This window comes from Falsiroseomonas sp. HW251 (genome assembly GCF_050563545.1).
Classification (GTDB): domain Bacteria; phylum Pseudomonadota; class Alphaproteobacteria; order Acetobacterales; family Acetobacteraceae; genus Falsiroseomonas.
This window is the reverse complement of the sequence record NZ_JBNXUM010000013.1, coordinates 85,072-101,361: the sequence shown is the minus strand read 5'-3', so window position 1 is coordinate 101,361 and position 16,290 is coordinate 85,072. Positions and strand designations below refer to the sequence as shown.

Sequence of the window (16,290 nt, the reverse complement as noted above, 5' to 3'; positions counted from 1 at the left end):
GAAGTCAGGCAGGCAGCGGGCCCGCCATCGCCGGCGCGGCCTTAAGCAGCACAGATGGGAAGCGCAGCAGCGCCACGGTACCCGGACCCTGCGCATCCTCCAGCGTCAGTGTTCCCCCCAACGCGGTCGTGAGCGCGCGCGCTAGGTGCAGGCCGAGACCCGATCCCTGGAAGCGCCGGGACAGCGCATTGTCCACCTGGGTGAAGGGCTCGAAGACGCGCTCGCGCAGTTCGGGCGCGATGCCGATGCCGGTGTCGGCGACGCGGATCGAAAGCCCCGCCGCGTCGGCCTCGGCCGAGACGGTGATGCAGCCGCCATCGGGGGTGAACTTCAGGGCGTTGGACAGCAGCTTGTCCAACACCTGGCGCAGCCGCAGCGGATCGCCGCGCAGCTGCGGCAGCGACGCCGGGATGGTGGTGGACAGCGCCAGGCCGCGCGCCGCCGCCGTGGCCTCCACCGCGGCCACGGCCTCGCGCAGCACCGCGTCGGCCACGAAGGGCTCGCGCGCGGTCTGCAGGGCGCCGGTCTGGCTGCGCGCGACGTCCAGGATGTCGTCGACGAGCTGCAGGAGGTGCCGCCCCGCCTCGTTCACCGCGGCCGCGTAATCAGCGACGCGGGTGCGGTCCTGTTCCGTCGCGATCGCCTCGGAGAAGCCGATTACGGCCGCCAGCGGCGTGCGGAGCTCGTGGCTCATCGTGGCGAGGAAGCGCGACTTCGCCTCCGACGCGGCCTCCGCCGCGGCGCGCGCGCGCTCCAGCTCGGCGCGGATCGCGCGGTCCTCTGTGACGTCGCTGTAGGTGATGACGAAGCCGCCATCGGGCGAGGGCTCGGACACGATATCAACCTGTCGCCCGTCCGGCCGCACGCGGCTGTAGTGCTGCGTGCGCGTACGGTCGCTGGCCTTCAGCCACGTCGCCATGTCGGTCGTCATCTCGCCGCGGGCGACCTGCTCGTCGAGTAGGTCGTCGATCAGCCGGCCCGGCGCCAGCTCCTCCAGCGGGACGCCGGTCAGCTCGGCAGTCTTGGCGTTGCGCGCCTGCACGCGCCGGTCCGGCCCATAGAGGATGATGCCGTGGCGCATCGTCGCCAGCATCGCATCCTGCATGGCGGCGCGGCGGCGCAGCTCGGCCTCGGCCTGATGGAGCGCGGTGACGTCGCTGTAGGTCACCACGAAGCCGCCATCCGGCGTCGGGTCCGACAGGATCTCCACGATCCGTCCGTCCGGCAGGTCGCGCTCGTAGCGCTGCTGGCGGCGCCGATCGAGCGCGAGCGCCTGCTCACGCTGCGCCGGCGTCAGCGCGCCATGCGCGACCTGCAGCTCCACCAGCTCGGTGAAGGAGCGGCCCTGGCTGATCAGCGTCTCCGGGACGCCGGTCAGGTCGCTGGTGCGGCTGTTCGCCGCGATCAGCCTTTCGTCGGGGCCGAACAGCGCGATTCCGTGGCGGATGGCGGCGAAGCTCGTCTCCAGCTCGACCGCACGCCGACGTAGCGCTTCCTCCGCGCGGAACAGCGCGGAGACGTCGGAGATGATCACGACATGGCCGCCATCGGGCAGCCGGGCGGAGCGGCTGGTGAGCGCCTGTCCGTCGGGGCGGATGCGCGTGATCGGCTCGGCGCCGACGGGGTCCGGGGCCAGGCGCCGGGCGAGCAGCGCCGCCGCTTCCTGTTCCAACATCTCGCCCGCGGCGACGCGTCGCGCCATCACCTCGTGGACGGTCTCGCCAGGGCGCACGGCAGCGTCGCCCAGGATGCGGCCATAGGCAGCATTGGCCAGCCGCGCACGGCGGTCGGGGCCATAGACCACCACGCCGTCCGGCAGCGATTCCAGGACGGAATCCAGGACCTCCGCCCGTTCCCGCGCCGCCTGCTCGGCACGGTGCAGAGCGGTCACGTCGGTGATGACGGAGACGAGGCCCCCATCGGGCAGCGGTGCGACTCGCACGGCGATGACGGTGCCGTTCGGCCGCTGGCGCACCACCTCCTCCGTCCCGCCGCCGCGCAGGGCGCGCTGCGCGGATGGCTCATAGGGACTGCCATACTCGCCCGCGGCGGCGCGGCGTGCGGTCAGCTCGTCGAGGTGGTCGCCGATGGCCGCCGGCGCGCCCTCCATGATCCGCTGATAGGCCGCGTTGAACATCGTCACGCGACCGTCGGGGCCGAAGACGCAGATGCCGTGCGGCATGGCGGAGACGATGCCGTCCAGCAGTGCGGCGCGCTGCCGCGCCGCTTCCTCGGCGCGGTGCAGGGCGGTGATCTCCGTGAAGACCGAGATCATGCCGCCATCCGGCAGCCGCGCCACCTGGCTTTCGAGAACCGTGCCGTTCGGCCGCTTGCGCCGCACGGTCCCGGCCGCGGCCCCCGGGGCGAAGCGGGCGACGAAGCGCGCAGCGGTCTCCTCATCGTACTCGCCGTCGCGCAGGCGTCGCTCGACCACTTCCTCGAGGGTTTCGCCGATGCGCACCGCGCTACCCTCCATCAGCCGGCCATACGCCGCGTTGAAGCGCTGCGCGCGGCGGTCGGCGCCGAAGATGCACACGCCCCAGGGCAGCGCCTCCAGCACGCCGTCGAGCAGCGCGGCGCGGCGCGTCGCCTCGTCTTCCGCGCGCTTCAGGGCGGTGACGTCGTCCACCTCCACCACGAAGCCGCCATCGGGCAAGGGGTGGCTCTCGAAGCGCAGCACCTCGCCGCTCGGCCGCTCCCGCGTGCGGGTGGAGCGACGGCTGCGGTCGCGCTCCATCCGCTCCGCCATCTCGGCGGCCGCGTCGGCATTGAGAAACTGGCCGCGCGCCACCTGGGCCGCCAGCAGATCCTCGTGCGACATGCCCGGCCGCAGCGTGCCGAGCGGCAGGCCCGTCAACGTCTCGAAGGCGCCGTTCACCAGGCGGATGCGATGCTCGCTGTCATAGGCGACGATGCCGCCGCTGAGGTGCGACAGCACCGTCTCGGCCATGCGCGCGCGCGCCTGCGCCTCGGCCTCGGACTGCATGAGGCCGGTGACGTCGTGGACGGCGCTGACATAGCCGCCCCCCGGCAGCGGGACCGACACGACCTCGCGCACGGTCTGGCCGTCCGCCGAGCGCAGCCGGCGCAGCGCCGGCCGCGTGCGGTCGAGCGCCAGGGCAGCGGCGACATGTGCCTCTGGGTCGCCCGGCCCGAGCAGGCCGCGATAGGCGAGAAGACGATAGAATTCCTGCTGCGGCGTGCCGGGCGGCATGCCCCCGCACCCGGCCAGGCGCCACAAGGCCGGGTTGGCGAGCAGCAGGCGCTGGTCGGCATCCACGATCGCCACGCCGTGTGGCAGCGCCTCGATGGCAGCCAGCAGGGCGGCGTGTGAGGTCATTTGCGGATCGGCCGCAATGCGTGCAGCGCGACCAATGCGGCCGTCAGCACCAGCACGGCCGTGGCCTGGTGCAGCGTGCCGAGGCCGACCGGCACGACATGCACCAGCGTCGCGACGCCCAGTGCGTATTGCAGCGCGACCGCGGCGCCGAGCGCCATCACCGCGCGGCGCGCGGATCCCGGAGGCAGGCGCTTCAGGCCGGCCCAGACCGCCCCGCCGGCGACCAGCACGGCGAGCGTCGCAAGGAGACGATGGTTGAACTGCACGGCCGCGATATTTACAGCGAAATTCTTCCAGACCGGTGAAAGATCCAGATAGCCCTCCGGCACCAGCCGCCCGTCCATGAGTGGGAAGGTGTTCCAGGTGAAGCCGGCGCGGGTCCCTGCCACGAAGCCGCCGGCCAGCATGGCCGCGGCGACGCACCAGCAGGTCACAAGCACCATGCCCCTCACGGGCCGCGAGGACGGCGCCGCATCCGGCTCCGGCCGCAGCAGGCCGAGCGCGGTCCAGAGCAGCGCGCCATAGATCAGCAGCGCCAGCCCCAGATGGATCACCAGGCGATAGGGCGAGACGGCGGTCCGGTCGGCCTCGAAGCCGGAGGCGACCATGTACCACCCCACCGCGCCCTGCAGCCCGCCCAGCGCCAGCAGCCCGAGCAGCCGCGGCTTGCAGCCCGGGGGGATCCGCCCGCGGACCCAGAACCAGACGAGGCCCGCGACGAAGGCCAGCCCGATCAGCCGGCCCCAGAGCCGGTGGATCCACTCCAACCAGAAGATCTCCTTGAAGCCTTCCAGCCCGAAGCCGGCATTCACCAACTGGTACTGCGGGATGGTGCGATAGAGGTCATAAAGCCGGTTCCACTCGGCCTCGCTCATCGGAGGCAGGGCGCCCGACAGCGGCGCCCACTCCATGATGGAAAGGCCCGAGCCGGTCAGCCGCGTGGCGCCGCCGATGGCGACCATGGCCCAGACCATCCCCGCGACGCCGAGCAGCCACCAGGCGACGGCCCGCGCATCGCGGCGGGACGGGCGCTCGTCCTCCGGCAGGGTCAGGGTGCGGACGTCGAAAGGCATCATCCTATAATAGGCATCGGGGTCGGCGCTGCCACAGCCTCGCGTTCGGGGCTGGCCCGCTGGACGCGCGTGCGCCCCCCTGCTACCCCGCGCCGCATGGCCCCCGACCTTCCGCCGGGGCCGGACCGGCCAACCAGCGCCGACCCGGCGCCGCCGGCGACGATCCTGCCGGATACGCCGCTTCTCTCGGTGGTGATCCCGATGCGCAACGAGGGGCCGAACGTGATCCCCCTCATCGAGGAGATCGCCGCGGCGCTGGCGGGCACCGCGCATGAGGTGGTCTGCGTGGACGACGGCTCCTCCGACGACACCGGGGCGCGGCTGCTGCAGGCTGCCTCGCGCTTCCCCGTGGTGGCGCTGCGCCACGCGCGGTCCTGCGGGCAGTCCGCCGCGGTGGTCAGCGGGGTCCGCGCGGCGCGCGCCGAGTGGATCGCGACGCTGGACGGCGACGGGCAGAACGACCCCGCCGACATCCCGAAGCTCTGGTCCCGCGCGCGGGCCGAGGCGGGAGCGGTGCTGGTGGCGGGCCACCGGGTCAGCCGCAAGGACACCGCGGTAAAGCGGGTCACAAGCAGGATCGCCAACCGCATCCGTGCGCGGCTGCTGGGCGACGCGACGCCCGACACGGGCTGCGGGCTGAAGGTGTTTCGGCGCGCGCTTTTCCTGGATCTGCCCCGCTTCGACCACATGCACCGCTACCTGCCAGCGCTAGTGCTGCGGGCCGGCGGGCGGGTGGTGAGCGAGCCAGTGAACCACCGCCCGCGGGTGCGCGGCGCGTCCAACTACGGGACCCTGGACCGCCTGCTGGTCAGCGTCTCCGACCTGATGGGCGTGATGTGGCTGCAGCGGCGCTGGAAGCGGCCCGCTGCCGAGCGGCTGACGCCGCCGGCGACCGAGCGGCTGACCGCGCCGCCTCGGTAGGGACGGCGATGGCCGAGGATCCGCGCCGTCGCCGCCAGGCGCTGCTCAAGCTCCTGCTCATGGCGGGTGGGCTGCTCGCGGCCGGGGCGCTGCTGCGCGAGATGGGCGGCGTGCCCGGCACGGCCTGGGTGGACGGCACGATCCGCGACGAGGGCATCTGGGGCGAGACGGTCTTCGTCGCCGTCGGCGCCGCGCTGACCGCGGCCGGGGCGCCGCGGCAATCCATCGCCTTCCTCGGCGGCTATGCCTTCGGCACGGTGCTCGGGACGGTCTTCGCCCTGACGGCGCAGATGCTGGGCTGCGCGGCGGCCTATGCCTGGGCGCGGCTGGTCGGGCGGCGCTGGGCGGAGCGGCGGCTCGCCGGCCGCTTCGGACACCGGCTGCGCCCGCTCCGCGACGTGCTGGCGGGCAGCCCTTTCCAGGCGACGCTGGCGCTGCGGCTGCTGCCGGTCGGGAACAACCTCGCGCTCAACCTGCTGGCGGGGATGACGGCGCTGAAAGCGGTCCCGTTCCTCGCGGCCTCGCTGGTCGGCTACCTCCCGCAGACCGTCGTCTTCGCGCTGCTGGGCAAGGGCATCCGGGTGGAGGGGGCGTGGCAGCTCGGCCTAGGTGCCGTGCTGCTGGCGGTGTCCTTCGGCCTCGGCGTCTGGATGTGGCGGCGGCACCGCGCGGCGCGGGCGCTGGAGGGTGGCTAGCCGGCCGGCGCCCTGACCTCCGACGCGCCGAGCGGGCGCGCCGCCTCGATCAGCGTCGCATTCCCCAGCGTCACCTCCGCGATCGCCCGCAGCGCGTCGCGCGTGAAGAAGGCCTGGTGGCCGGTGACGAGGACATTCGGGAAGGTCAGCAGCCGCGCCAGCAGGTCGTCGCCCAGGATCTCGTTGGACAGGTCCTCGAAGAAGACGTCGGCCTCCTGCTCGTAGACGTCGATGGCGAGGCCGCCGAGCCGGCCGGTCTTCAGCGCCTCGATCGCGGCCTCGGCGTCGATCAGCCCGCCGCGGCTGGTGTTCACCAGGATCAGGCCGGGCTTGGCCAGGGCCAGGGTTTCCGCGCGGATGATGTGGTGCGTCTCCGGCGTCAGCGGGCAGTGCAGGGTGATGATGTCGGATTCCGCGGCGATGCGTTGCGGGTCGGCATAGGTGACGCCGAGCGCCAGAAGCTCGGGGTCAGGGCGGACGTCATGGGCCAGGACGCGGCAGCCGAAGCCCGCGGCCAGGGCGCGGGCGACGAGGGCGCCGATCTTGCCCGTGCCGATCACGCCGGCGGTGCGGCCATGCAGGTCGAAGCCCAGCAGGCCCTCGAGCGCGAAGTTGCCGTCGCGCGTGCGCTGGTAGGCCCGGTGGATGCCGCGCACCAGCGACAGCAGCAGGCCGATCGTGAACTCGGCGACGGCATGCGGGGAATAGGCGGGCACGCGCGCGACCGCGATGCCGAGCCGCTCCGCCTCCCGGAGGTCCACGTTGTTGAAGCCGGCGCAGCGCAGCAGCACGGTGCGCGTGCCGCCGGCATGCAGGGCCTGCAGCACCGGGGCGGAGACGACGTCGTTGACGAAGACGCAGATGGCCTGCGCGCCGGCCGCGAGCGGCGCGGTCTCCGGCGCCAGGCGCGGCTCTAGATAGGCGATGTCGTGCCCGTCATTGGCCGCCTCAAAGGACCGGCGGTCGTAGGGCTTGGTGCTGAACATCGCGATGCGCATGCCGGGTCCTTCCGCGTCGGCCAGGCCTCGGCGGCCCGCGGCCCCGGGCGTGCGCCTGGCTCAGTGCAGCCTGAACTCGCCCCCGGCATAGCGCAGCTCGGCCGGCTTGATGAGGGCGGCGGAGGCGACGCGGACGGAATGCAGCGGGGCTTCGATCTCGCGCTTCCAGAACTCCAGGAACCGGCCGAGCTCGGGGAAGCGTGGCGCCAGGTCGTGCTTCTGCCAGATGAAGCTCTGGAGGACGCCCGGGTGGTCGGGCATGTGGTAGAGCAGCTCCGCCGTGGTCAGCCGCCAGTCCGGCAGCAGGGGGAAGCGGGCGAGGGGTTGGAGGCTGCTGAGGTCCATGCGTGTTCCCGTCCAGTGGCGATCAGAGACGCGTGATGGTTCCCTTCACGTTCCCGTTCCGGCGAGGCGGACTCGCCCGAAGGGGTGGGAAGCATGCCATGACGCTTTGGGGACAACGCAAGAAAAACATTAGGGTTCAACGTGTTAGCACTCGCACTACTGGAGTGCTGCCGACGCTTGACGCCGGCGCGAGCCTGGCCTAGATCGCTGGCACTCCTCTGGGGGGAGTGCTAACGGGCGCCGGAATGGGCCCCTTGGCGGCGGCCCGACGGCCGGCGGATCGACGATCAGCCACCCGAAAGCCGCGTATCTCCGGAAGAGCTTGCCACTGTTTGGAAGCACAGGAGAGGTAACGCAATGAAGTTCCGTCCCCTGCACGACCGCGTTCTCGTTCGCCGCGTGACGGCCGAAGAGAAGACCGCGGGCGGCATCATCATCCCCGACACCGCCAAGGAAAAGCCGCAGGAAGGCGAAGTCATCGCCGTCGGCTCCGGCACGCTGAACGACAAGGGCGAGCTCCGCGCGCTCGACGTCAAGGCGGGCGATCGCATCCTGTTCGGCAAGTGGTCGGGCACCGAGGTGAAGCTCGATGGTGAGGAGCTCCTGATCATGAAGGAGTCCGACATCATGGGGATCCTCGACACCCCTTCCGTCGCCAAGGCGGCCTGAGGCCACTCCGCGAGGAGCGCGGGGGTAGGCCCCCGCATCTCAGGCTCGTCACCACCGACACACAGAATTAGGGAACGGAAAAATGGCTGCTAAGGACGTCAAGTTCGGCGCCGGCGCGCGTGAGCGCATGCTGCGCGGTGTCGACATTCTTGCTGATGCCGTGAAGGTCACGCTGGGCCCGAAGGGCCGCAACGTCGTGATCGACAAGAGCTTCGGTGCGCCGCGGATCACCAAGGACGGCGTGACCGTCGCCAAGGAGATCGAGCTGGCCGACAAGTTCGAGAACATGGGCGCCCAGATGGTGCGCGAAGTGGCCTCGAAGACCAACGACATCGCCGGCGACGGCACGACGACGGCGACCGTGCTCGCCCAGGCGATCGTGCGCGAGGGCGCGAAGTCGGTGGCCGCCGGCATGAACCCGATGGACCTCAAGCGCGGCGTGGACAAGGCCGTCGCCGAGGTCGTGAAGTACCTCGAGAGCAACACCAAGAAGATCACGACCTCCGCCGAGGTCGCCCAGGTCGGCACGCTGTCGGCGAACGGCGAGGCCGAGATCGGCGAGATGATCGCCAAGGCGATGGAGAAGGTCGGCAACGAGGGCGTCATCACGGTCGAGGAAGCCAAGAGCATCCAGACCGAGCTCGACGTCGTCGAGGGCATGCAGTTCGACCGCGGCTACGTCTCTCCGTACTTCATCACGAACGCGGAGAAGATGATTGCGGAGATGGACAACCCCTACATCCTGATCCACGAGAAGAAGCTGTCCGGCCTGCAGCCCATGCTGCCGCTGCTCGAGTCCGTCGTGCAGTCCGGCCGTCCGCTGGTGATCGTGGCCGAGGACGTCGAGGGTGAGGCTCTCGCGACGCTCGTCGTGAACAAGCTCCGCGGCGGCCTGAAGGTCGCGGCCGTGAAGGCGCCGGGCTTCGGCGATCGCCGCAAGGCGATGCTCGAGGACATCGCGATCCTCACGGGCGGCCAGGTGATCTCCGAGGATCTCGGCATCAAGCTCGAGAATGTGACCCTCAACATGCTGGGCAAGGCCAAGACCGTCCGCATCGAGAAGGAGAACACCACGATCGTCGACGGCGCCGGCGCCAAGGAAGAGATCCAGGGCCGCTGCGAGCAGATCAAGGCGCAGATCGAGGAGACCACCTCGGACTACGACCGCGAGAAGCTGCAGGAACGCCTGGCGAAGCTCGCCGGCGGCGTGGCGGTGATCCGCGTCGGCGGCTCCACCGAGGTCGAGGTGAAGGAGCGCAAGGACCGCGTCGACGACGCGCTGCATGCGACCCGCGCCGCGGTCGAGGAAGGCATCGTGCCGGGCGGCGGTGTCGCCCTGCTGCGCGCCTCCACCAAGCTCGGCCACCTCAAGGGCCTGAACAACGACGAGCAGGTCGGCATCGAGATCGTGCGCCGCGCCATCCAGACGCCGCTCAAGCAGATCGCCGAGAACGCCGGCAAGGACGGCGCGGTGGTCGCGGGCGAGATCCTGCGCAACGACGGCGCGTCCTTCGGCTACGACGCCCAGAAGGACGAGTACAAGGACCTCGTCGCCGCCGGCATCATCGACCCGACCAAGGTCGTGCGCACGGCGCTGCAGGATGCGGCCTCCGTCGCGTCGCTCCTGATCACCACCGAGGCGATGATCGCCGAGCGGCCCGAGAAGAAGGCCCCCGCCGGTGGTCCCCCGGGCGGCGACATGGGTGGCATGGACTTCTGATCCTTCCCGGGATCGGAGGCAGAAGGGGGCGGGCCGCGAGGCCCGCCCTTTTTCGTTCCCGACATGCCCGACCGGCACGGTTCCGCGACATTGACTGACAAACGCGTGACCTGCCGCTTGCGTCTTTGACTTCGCTTCCAGCGGGGACGCAGTGTCGCGGCAACCTCGCGTACCGGCTTGCCGTGCCTGTCGGGCGACCACCGCCCGCTTCGCTCCAGGTCTCCGCCGCGTGGTCCCCGTCCGGGCGATCGGCGTCCGGACCCAATCGGTTGAGGAGCCCGGGTCGCATGGCGATCGGCACCGTGAAGTGGTTCAATGCAACGAAGGGCTTCGGCTTCATCGTCCCCGAGGATGGCGGCAAGGACGTGTTCGTGCACATCACCGCCGTCCAGAAGGCCGGTTTCCAGGGCCTGAACGAAGGCCAGAAGCTCAGCTACGAAGTCGCCATGGAGCGCGGCAAGGCCGCCGCCACCAACCTCCGCCCGGTCTGATCGCGCGCCCTTCGGCGCACCCCACCGTCCTCCCCCGCCAGCGGGGGAGGGTCAGGGTGGGGGTGCTACGTCAGCGACTGACTCGCGCCGCTACCCCGCCCGCGTCGTCTGCACGAAGACCCGCCGCGCCCCGGCCTCCCGCAGCGCCTGTTCCGCCCGCGACCGCGTCCCGTCATCCGGCGCCTGCAGCCCGATCACCGGCCCCTCCGCCCGCGGCGGCTCCATCGCCCCAGTGCCGGCGGCATCGCCGGATTGCGGCGCCACCGCGTTCGCCACGGGCTCGCCGACCGCCGCGGTCGCGGCCCCAGCGGCGACCGCCGCCACCATCGCCGGCAAGGCCGCACCCCCCGTCGCGATCACCAGCCCCGCCGCCGCCATCGACGTCGCAGCCATTGCGGTGCCTACCTGCAGCTGCCGCTGGTTGCGGATATCGGCACCCTTGGGGTCGACGTCCGGCGCATCCACCTGGCCCTCGTTCGCCGCATGATCCGACGACACGCCGGTCTCGGCCGGCATCTCGTCGTGCCGCCGTGCCCCGGCCTCGCGCAGCCTGGCCAGCGCGGCGTCCTTCGCCGCCTCGTCCGCGAACTCGCCCCACACCACCGGCACCGCCAGCGGCGTCTCGTCCCGCTGGCCTGTCCATTGGCTGCTGTCCACCGTGATGGCCATCTCGACGCCCTCCGCTATGCTCGCGGGGTCAACGCCCGATGCGGCGGCCGTTTCCGTCAGGAGCTTCCGTGTTCGACCTCGCCGCCCTGGAAGACGCCGCACGGCTCGTCCACTCGGTCTTCCCGCCGACACCGCAATACGCCTGGCCGCTGCTGGCCGCCCGCACCGGCGCCGAGGTATGGGTCAAGCACGAGAACCACACGCCGACCGGCGCCTTCAAGGTGCGCGGCGGCCTCACCTATTTCGACGCGCTGAAGAAGGAAGGCCGGAACGTCCCAGGCGTGATCTCGGCGACCCGCGGCAACCACGGCCAGAGCCTCGCCTATGCCGGGGCGCGCGCCGGCATCCCCGTCACCATCGTCGTCCCGCGCGGCAACAGCACCGAGAAGAACGCCGCCATGCGCGAATTCGGCGCGCGGCTGATCGAGCACGGCGAGGATTTCGACGCCGCGCGGGAGGAGGCCCAGCGCCTGGCGCAGCGCGACGGCGTGGTCTTCGCCCCGTCCTATGCGAAGGAGCTCGTGCTGGGGGTCGCGACCTATGCGCTGGAACTGTTCCGCGCCGCGCCGAGGCTCGATGCCCTCTATGTCCCGATCGGGCTCGGCTCCGGCATCTGCGGCTGCATCATGGCGCGCGACCTGCTGGGCCTGGCGACCGAGATCATCGGCGTGCAGAGCACCGAGGCCGACGCCTACGCCCGCAGCGTCGCCGAAGGCCGCCTGGTGACGGTGCCGAGCGCCAACACGCGCGCCGACGGCATGGCGACGCGCATCCCCGACCCGGATGCGCTGGCCCTGATCACGAAGGGCGCGGCGCGCATCCTGACGGTGACGGACGACGAGGTCGCGGCGGCGATCCGCGCCTATTGGCAGGACACGCACAACCTGGCCGAGGGCGCGGGCGCCGCGCCGCTCGCCGCGCTGCTGCAGGAGGCGGGGCGGATGCGCGGCCGGCGCGTCGCCACCATCCTCTGCGGCGGCAACATCGATCTCGCGCTGTTCCGGTCCTGGGTGCTGGGCGCGTAAAGAACGCATGCCGCGCCAATCCGTTTGCCCCGCGCAGACGGGAGGCGCGCGGCGCATGAAGATCCACCACCTCGACCTGGGCCCGGCGCGGCCCCTCGGCGGGCGGCTGATGGACGGGGTCAGCCCTGGCCCTGTCGCGCGCCTGACCTGCCACTGCCTGCTAATTGAGACCAACGACCACGGCCTGGTGCTGGTGGACACCGGCTTCGGCCTGCGCGACGTCATGCGTCCGACGCCGCGCCTGCCCGGCTGGAACATCGCGCTGCTGCGCCCGCGGCTCGATCCCGACCGCACGGCGATCCGGCGCATCAAGGCGATGGGCTTCCAGCCGCAGGACGTCCGCCACATCGTCATGACGCATCTCGATTTCGACCACGCCGGCGGCCTGGTGGATTTCCCGCACGCCACCGTCCACCTGACCGCGGCCGAGGCCGAGGCCGCGACGGATCGCCGCAGCTGGCTCGACCGCGCGCGCTGGCGTCCCGCGCAGTGGGGCGACACGGCGCGCTGGCACACCGTCGAGACGCGGCTCGGCACGCGGGGATCGGGCAGCGGCGAGACCTTCTTCGGCCTGCGCAACGTGCGTGAGATCCAGGGCCTGCCGGACGACATCCTCTTCGTGCCGCTGCCCGGCCACACGCCCGGCCATGCCGGCGTCGCGGTGAAGGGTCCCCGCGGCTGGCTGCTGCATGCCGGCGACACCTATTTCAACCGCGCCGAGGCGCATGGCGCGGGCTTCGCGCCGCCCCTGCTCGCGGCCTATGAGCGGATGATGGCCGCCGACGCGCCAATGCAACGCGACAGCCTGCTGCGCCTTCGCGCCATGCTGCGTGCCCCGGATGCCGACGTCGCGGTCTTCTGCACCCACGACCCCGTGGAGTTCGCCGCCATGGCCGCCTGGAGCGAAAGCGACTACGCGCCGCTCACCGCGCAGCGCCTCGCGGCCTGACGTCTTCACCTCCCCTCCCCCGCTGTTGCGGGGGAGGGTTGGGAGGGGGCACTCTTGCGCACCAACAAGGCCGCGCCGAGAACCCATGCCCCAGCTCATCACCAAGGGCCACCGCCAGCTCGTGGACGAGGCGAACGCTCTTGTCGAGGAGATCGACATCGATGAGGCGAAGTCGCTCTATGCGCGCGACGACGTCGTCTTCGTGGACATCCGCGACATCCGAGAACTCGAGCGCGAGGGCCGCGTCCCCGGCGCCTTCCACTGCCCGCGCGGCATGCTGGAATTCTGGATCGACCCGGCCAGCCCCTACGCCAAGCCGACATTCCAGCAGGACAAGCATTTCGTCTTCTTCTGCGCCGGCGGCCTGCGCAGCGCGCTCGCCGCGCGTGCCGCCCAGGAGATGGGCCTGAAGCCCGTCTCCCACATCAAGGGCGGCTACGGCGCCTGGCGCGCCGCGGGCGGCGCGACGGAGCCGCTGCCGCCGAAGAAGCCGAGCGCCTGATGAAGATCCCCGCTCTTCCGTTCACCGTCACGGACTGGTCGGCCGTCGAGCCCACGACGCATCCCGGCGAGACTGGCCAGGCGCTGTGGCGCAGGCTCGACGTCGGAGACATCCGCGTGCGCCTGGTCGAGTATTCGCCGGGCTACCTCGCCGACCATTGGTGCGACCGCGGCCACGTCCTGTTCGTCGTGGCGGGCGAGCTGCACACGGAACTGCGCGACGGCCGCCGCTTCGTCCTCAAGCCCGGCATGAGCTACCAGGTCTCGGATTTCGGCGATGCGGCGCACCGCTCCTCCACGCCGAATGGCGCGACGCTCTTCATCGTGGACTGACCCAGCAGCGCCGCGCGCTCGCGCCGGAACAGCGCGGCCAGCGCCTCGGCCAATGCGCGCACCGGGCGGCTCGCCGCGAGGTCCTCGTGGATCACCAGGAAGGCGTCCTCGTCCAGCTCCGGCAGCTCGGCCACGCGGCGCAGGCCGGGCGTCGCATCCGCCGGCTGGCAGGGCAGGATGGCGACGCCGAGCCCCGCCGCGCAGGCCTGCAGGCGCAGCGGCGTGTCGTCCAGGATCGCGGCCGGCGGGCGGTCGCCCAGGATGCGGCGCAGCGCCGCCGCGGTGCGCGACTGCTCGCTGCGCGCAACGCCGATGATCGGCAGCGCCGAAAAGTCCGGCACCGTGCCCGTCGGCACCAGGGTTTCCGCGGCATAGAGCGCGATCCGCACCGTCGCGAGCCGCCGGATCACCAGCTTCCCCTCGGCAGGCGGCGTGCGCATGCGGATCGCGATCTCCGCCTCGCGCCGCGCCAGGCTCAGCACCGCGCGGGACGGCAGCAGCGAGATCACCACGCCGGGCGTCGCCGCCATCAGCGCCGGCAGGTGCCGCGTCAGCATCAGGCACATGGACGCCGTGGTGGTGACGCGCACCGTCTCGACCGGCCGCGCGGCGGTGGCGCGGCGGACCTGGTCGGCGGCTTCCCGCATGCCGTCCAGCGCGGCGGCGACGGCCTCGCCTCGTGGCGTCAGGCGCACGCCGTCGGGTCGTCGCTCGAGCAGCTTCTCGCCGATCCAGGCCTCGAAGGCCTCGACGCGGCGACTGACCGTCGCGGCGCCGAGGCCGAGCCGTTGCGCGCCGCGGCGCCAGCTTCCGGCCTCGACCACGGCGGCGAAGGCCTTGGCGTCGTCCCAGGAGAAATCCTTCATCGCGGGGCAGTGTGGCGCGCGAGCCCCTACCGATCCAGCGCGCGGCTCGCGGCGAGCAGCAGGCGGAGGTCGCACCAGGGCGGGACGCGATCGGCCGGCAGGGCGCGCGCTGGCGGGACCAGGGCGTGGCTGGCATAGACGGGCCGGCGCAGCGACCGCAGGAGGGGCTGCAGCGGACCGGCGGCGCGCCCCGCCACGGCGTCGCATTGCGCGGCCAGGCGCCGTGCGACGACAGCCGCGCTGCCACCCTGGGTCAGCGCGGCGCTCAGCATGGCCTCATGCAGCGGCAGGTGGCCGGCCCGCAGCAGATCCGCCGCGGCGCAATCGGGCGCCTCGCCCAGCAGCACCAGCATTCCGGGTTGCGCCCGCATCGTCCGCTCCTTCGTCGTGCAGCGGAGGATGCGCCCCCCGCGCGAGCGGGACGTAGCGCCAGGAGGGGAACGCGGCGTTCCGATCCTGGCGCGGGTTCTCAGTTGATCGCGAAGCAGTAGAACAGGCCGCCGCCTCCGACGCGGGCCAGATCCGCGCTGCTGCAGCCCGGCGTGCCATGGGATGCGTTCCAGGACCGCGGCGCCGGACCCGGCGTGCCATCGCGGTCGTGGTGCCCAACCATCGCGCTGCCCTCGGCGCTGCTCGTCCAGTTGCGGCAGGTGCGGTCCTCGTTGCCGGCGAAGGCGGTGCCGTCGGCCTGCGATCCCGTCAGCATGTCGTGCAGGGTGCCGAGGTTCGGGTTCGGCTTCTCGCTACGGCCGTTCAGCACCTCGCCCCGCTCGCTGAGCGCGGTCTGCTGGTTGAGGTTGTTGCTGTCGCTGTGCAGCTCCGCGACGCTGCGCGCGATGACGGCGCCGCGTGCGTTCGTCCAGGGCCCGTTGCCGATGCGGTCGCGCGCATTCACCGCGCCCGCGCCCTGCGTCGAGAGATAGGCGCGCCAGGTGCGGCTGCCGGCGCCGGCCGCCGCGGCCAGCTGCTGGCAATGCGCATCCGCACCCGCCAGGCCGCCGAGATCACCGCCGCGGCCCGAGCCGACCGAGGTCACGAAGAAGGTCATGGCCGATGGATTTGGCGCGGGCGTCTGCGCATCGGCCGCCACGCCGACAAGGAGAACGGCAGCCGCCGCGACGGGCAGCTTCCAGCTTGGACGCATGCGGGTTTCCCCCCAATGAGTGGGACGATCCAGGGACTGTTGCGGCGTAGCGCGCCGGCTGCCACGTAATCCATCGTGACGAGCTACAGGATCTGGAAGCGCGCCTTCGCCGCGCGCTCGATCGCGCCGGCGATCAGCCGGTCCATGTCGAGCCCGATGCGCAGGTCCTGCAGGAACTGCAGCTCCTCCTGCGTCGCATCCCCGTCCGCGGCGCAGACTTCGCAGGCCAGCAGGTAGGCGGTCTCGCGCAGGCGCATCGGCAGCGCGTCGCGCAGCAGCGTCATGGCCTGGTCGAGGCCGTCGGTGCGGTTCAGCAGCTTGGCCACGGCGTCGGTGACGGTCTCGATCTCGCCGGCGTGGAAATCGGCGAAGACCGGCATGTCGCGCACGCAGCGGTTCATCATCGCGAGCTCGGCATCCGACATCGGGCCATCCGCGACCGACATCAGCACCATGGCGCAGACCAGGGCTTCCTGGGCAGTGAAGCGGGCGATCGGGGCCTCGCGGGTCGGCATGGCGTCGTCCTTCGTCCTCGTGCCTTTCCCTCGCCC

At 71.8% G+C, this 16,290-nt stretch carries 18 protein-coding genes; 9 read left to right on the top strand and 9 right to left on the bottom strand.

Going from position 1 to position 16,290, the window contains the following annotated elements; translation table 11 throughout:
* Positions 1 to 4 precede the first annotated feature (4 nt).
* On the bottom strand, positions 5 to 3,340 hold the full coding sequence (locus ACLF3M_RS17050) for a PAS-domain containing protein (RefSeq protein ID WP_430658156.1): 3,336 nt from the start codon (positions 3,338 to 3,340) through the stop codon (positions 5 to 7).
* The gene (locus tag ACLF3M_RS17045; protein ID WP_430658155.1) at positions 3,337 to 4,413 is read right to left on the bottom strand and encodes a COX15/CtaA family protein; all 1,077 of its coding nucleotides are present in this window, start codon (positions 4,411 to 4,413) and stop codon (positions 3,337 to 3,339) included. The genes ACLF3M_RS17050 and ACLF3M_RS17045 overlap by 4 nt, the downstream gene beginning before the upstream one ends.
* A 96-nt stretch (positions 4,414 to 4,509) precedes the next feature.
* Between ACLF3M_RS17045 and ACLF3M_RS17040 the strand changes: the two genes are divergently transcribed.
* Both ACLF3M_RS17040 and ACLF3M_RS17035 read left to right on the top strand, forming a co-directional pair.
* The gene (locus ACLF3M_RS17040; RefSeq protein ID WP_430658154.1) at positions 4,510 to 5,334 is read left to right on the top strand and encodes a glycosyltransferase family 2 protein; all 825 of its coding nucleotides are present in this window, start codon (positions 4,510 to 4,512) and stop codon (positions 5,332 to 5,334) included.
* 8 nt (positions 5,335 to 5,342) lie between these two features.
* A complete protein-coding gene (locus ACLF3M_RS17035) occupies positions 5,343 to 6,029 on the top strand; it encodes a TVP38/TMEM64 family protein (RefSeq protein ID WP_430658153.1) in 687 nt (228 codons plus the stop codon).
* Here the strand turns inward: ACLF3M_RS17035 and ACLF3M_RS17030 are convergent.
* Both ACLF3M_RS17030 and ACLF3M_RS17025 read right to left on the bottom strand, forming a co-directional pair.
* Positions 6,026 to 7,027: a 2-hydroxyacid dehydrogenase gene (locus tag ACLF3M_RS17030; protein ID WP_430658152.1), complete on the bottom strand. Its 1,002-nt coding sequence runs from the start codon at positions 7,025 to 7,027 to the stop codon at positions 6,026 to 6,028. The genes ACLF3M_RS17035 and ACLF3M_RS17030 overlap by 4 nt on opposite strands.
* A gap of 60 nt (positions 7,028 to 7,087) precedes the next feature.
* Complete coding sequence (locus ACLF3M_RS17025; protein ID WP_430658151.1) at positions 7,088 to 7,372, bottom strand: usg protein; 285 nt, start codon at positions 7,370 to 7,372, stop codon at positions 7,088 to 7,090.
* 357 nt (positions 7,373 to 7,729) lie between these two features.
* Between ACLF3M_RS17025 and groES the strand changes: the two genes are divergently transcribed.
* The 3 genes from groES (at position 7,730) to ACLF3M_RS17010 (ending at position 10,252) form a co-directional block, all read left to right on the top strand.
* Positions 7,730 to 8,041 (top strand): co-chaperone GroES, encoded by a 312-nt coding sequence (groES, locus tag ACLF3M_RS17020; RefSeq protein ID WP_430658150.1) that lies wholly within the window; start codon positions 7,730 to 7,732, stop codon positions 8,039 to 8,041.
* A gap of 82 nt (positions 8,042 to 8,123) precedes the next feature.
* Positions 8,124 to 9,761 carry a chaperonin GroEL gene (groL, locus tag ACLF3M_RS17015; RefSeq protein WP_430658149.1) on the top strand — a complete coding sequence of 546 codons (1,638 nt, stop codon included), beginning with the start codon at positions 8,124 to 8,126 and terminating at the stop codon, positions 9,759 to 9,761.
* Between the two features lie 287 nt (positions 9,762 to 10,048).
* Positions 10,049 to 10,252, top strand: a complete 204-nt coding sequence (locus tag ACLF3M_RS17010) for a cold-shock protein (RefSeq protein WP_430658148.1) — start codon at positions 10,049 to 10,051, stop codon at positions 10,250 to 10,252.
* Positions 10,253 to 10,342: 90 nt separating this feature from the next.
* On the opposite strand, the gene ACLF3M_RS17005 is transcribed toward ACLF3M_RS17010, so the two are convergent.
* Entirely contained in the window at positions 10,343 to 10,921 is a 579-nt protein-coding gene (locus ACLF3M_RS17005; protein ID WP_430658147.1) for a hypothetical protein, read from the bottom strand.
* A 68-nt stretch (positions 10,922 to 10,989) separates the two neighbouring features.
* Here ACLF3M_RS17005 and ACLF3M_RS17000 point away from each other — a divergent pair, with 68 nt between their 5' ends.
* The 4 genes from ACLF3M_RS17000 to ACLF3M_RS16985 all read left to right on the top strand — a co-directional run bounded on the left by ACLF3M_RS17000 (position 10,990) and on the right by ACLF3M_RS16985 (position 13,729).
* Positions 10,990 to 11,946 carry a threonine dehydratase gene (locus ACLF3M_RS17000; RefSeq protein WP_430658146.1) on the top strand — a complete coding sequence of 319 codons (957 nt, stop codon included), beginning with the start codon at positions 10,990 to 10,992 and terminating at the stop codon, positions 11,944 to 11,946.
* 55 nt (positions 11,947 to 12,001) lie between these two features.
* Positions 12,002 to 12,895: an MBL fold metallo-hydrolase gene (locus ACLF3M_RS16995; RefSeq protein ID WP_430658145.1), complete on the top strand. Its 894-nt coding sequence runs from the start codon at positions 12,002 to 12,004 to the stop codon at positions 12,893 to 12,895.
* 85 nt (positions 12,896 to 12,980) lie between these two features.
* A complete protein-coding gene (locus ACLF3M_RS16990) occupies positions 12,981 to 13,397 on the top strand; it encodes a rhodanese-like domain-containing protein (protein WP_430658144.1) in 417 nt (138 codons plus the stop codon).
* The gene (locus ACLF3M_RS16985) at positions 13,397 to 13,729 is read left to right on the top strand and encodes a DHCW motif cupin fold protein (RefSeq protein WP_430658143.1); all 333 of its coding nucleotides are present in this window, start codon (positions 13,397 to 13,399) and stop codon (positions 13,727 to 13,729) included. Before ACLF3M_RS16990 ends, ACLF3M_RS16985 begins: the two co-directional genes overlap by 1 nt.
* Here ACLF3M_RS16985 and ACLF3M_RS16980 read toward each other — a convergent pair.
* The 4 genes from ACLF3M_RS16980 to ACLF3M_RS16965 form a co-directional block, all read right to left on the bottom strand.
* On the bottom strand, positions 13,651 to 14,595 hold the full coding sequence (locus tag ACLF3M_RS16980; RefSeq protein ID WP_430658142.1) for a LysR family transcriptional regulator: 945 nt from the start codon (positions 14,593 to 14,595) through the stop codon (positions 13,651 to 13,653). The two genes, ACLF3M_RS16985 and ACLF3M_RS16980, sit on opposite strands and share 79 nt — an antisense overlap.
* Positions 14,596 to 14,621: 26 nt before the next feature.
* The gene (locus tag ACLF3M_RS16975) at positions 14,622 to 14,966 is read right to left on the bottom strand and encodes a hypothetical protein (protein WP_430658141.1); all 345 of its coding nucleotides are present in this window, start codon (positions 14,964 to 14,966) and stop codon (positions 14,622 to 14,624) included.
* A 98-nt stretch (positions 14,967 to 15,064) separates the two neighbouring features.
* Positions 15,065 to 15,739: a hypothetical protein gene (locus ACLF3M_RS16970; protein ID WP_430658140.1), complete on the bottom strand. Its 675-nt coding sequence runs from the start codon at positions 15,737 to 15,739 to the stop codon at positions 15,065 to 15,067.
* A gap of 83 nt (positions 15,740 to 15,822) precedes the next feature.
* Entirely contained in the window at positions 15,823 to 16,254 is a 432-nt protein-coding gene (locus ACLF3M_RS16965; RefSeq protein ID WP_430658139.1) for a tellurite resistance TerB family protein, read from the bottom strand.
* Positions 16,255 to 16,290 lie beyond the last annotated feature (36 nt).

Coding starts and splice junctions, on each gene's coding strand:
- ACLF3M_RS17045 (WP_430658155.1), bottom strand. CDS start 4,413: ATGCCTTTCGACGTCCGCACCCTGACCCTGCCGGAGGACGAGCGCCCG.
- ACLF3M_RS16965 (WP_430658139.1), bottom strand. CDS start 16,254: ATGCCGACCCGCGAGGCCCCGATCGCCCGCTTCACTGCCCAGGAAGCC.
- ACLF3M_RS16975 (WP_430658141.1), bottom strand. CDS start 14,966: ATGCGGGCGCAACCCGGAATGCTGGTGCTGCTGGGCGAGGCGCCCGAT.
- groES (WP_430658150.1), top strand. CDS start 7,730: ATGAAGTTCCGTCCCCTGCACGACCGCGTTCTCGTTCGCCGCGTGACG.
- ACLF3M_RS17040 (WP_430658154.1), top strand. CDS start 4,510: ATGGCCCCCGACCTTCCGCCGGGGCCGGACCGGCCAACCAGCGCCGAC.
- ACLF3M_RS17025 (WP_430658151.1), bottom strand. CDS start 7,372: ATGGACCTCAGCAGCCTCCAACCCCTCGCCCGCTTCCCCCTGCTGCCG.
- ACLF3M_RS17010 (WP_430658148.1), top strand. CDS start 10,049: ATGGCGATCGGCACCGTGAAGTGGTTCAATGCAACGAAGGGCTTCGGC.
- ACLF3M_RS16995 (WP_430658145.1), top strand. CDS start 12,002: ATGAAGATCCACCACCTCGACCTGGGCCCGGCGCGGCCCCTCGGCGGG.
- ACLF3M_RS16985 (WP_430658143.1), top strand. CDS start 13,397: ATGAAGATCCCCGCTCTTCCGTTCACCGTCACGGACTGGTCGGCCGTC.
- ACLF3M_RS17050 (WP_430658156.1), bottom strand. CDS start 3,340: ATGACCTCACACGCCGCCCTGCTGGCTGCCATCGAGGCGCTGCCACAC.
- ACLF3M_RS17030 (WP_430658152.1), bottom strand. CDS start 7,027: ATGCGCATCGCGATGTTCAGCACCAAGCCCTACGACCGCCGGTCCTTT.
- ACLF3M_RS16980 (WP_430658142.1), bottom strand. CDS start 14,595: ATGAAGGATTTCTCCTGGGACGACGCCAAGGCCTTCGCCGCCGTGGTC.
- ACLF3M_RS16970 (WP_430658140.1), bottom strand. CDS start 15,739: ATGCGTCCAAGCTGGAAGCTGCCCGTCGCGGCGGCTGCCGTTCTCCTT.
- groL (WP_430658149.1), top strand. CDS start 8,124: ATGGCTGCTAAGGACGTCAAGTTCGGCGCCGGCGCGCGTGAGCGCATG.
- ACLF3M_RS17035 (WP_430658153.1), top strand. CDS start 5,343: ATGGCCGAGGATCCGCGCCGTCGCCGCCAGGCGCTGCTCAAGCTCCTG.
- ACLF3M_RS17005 (WP_430658147.1), bottom strand. CDS start 10,921: ATGGCCATCACGGTGGACAGCAGCCAATGGACAGGCCAGCGGGACGAG.
- ACLF3M_RS16990 (WP_430658144.1), top strand. CDS start 12,981: ATGCCCCAGCTCATCACCAAGGGCCACCGCCAGCTCGTGGACGAGGCG.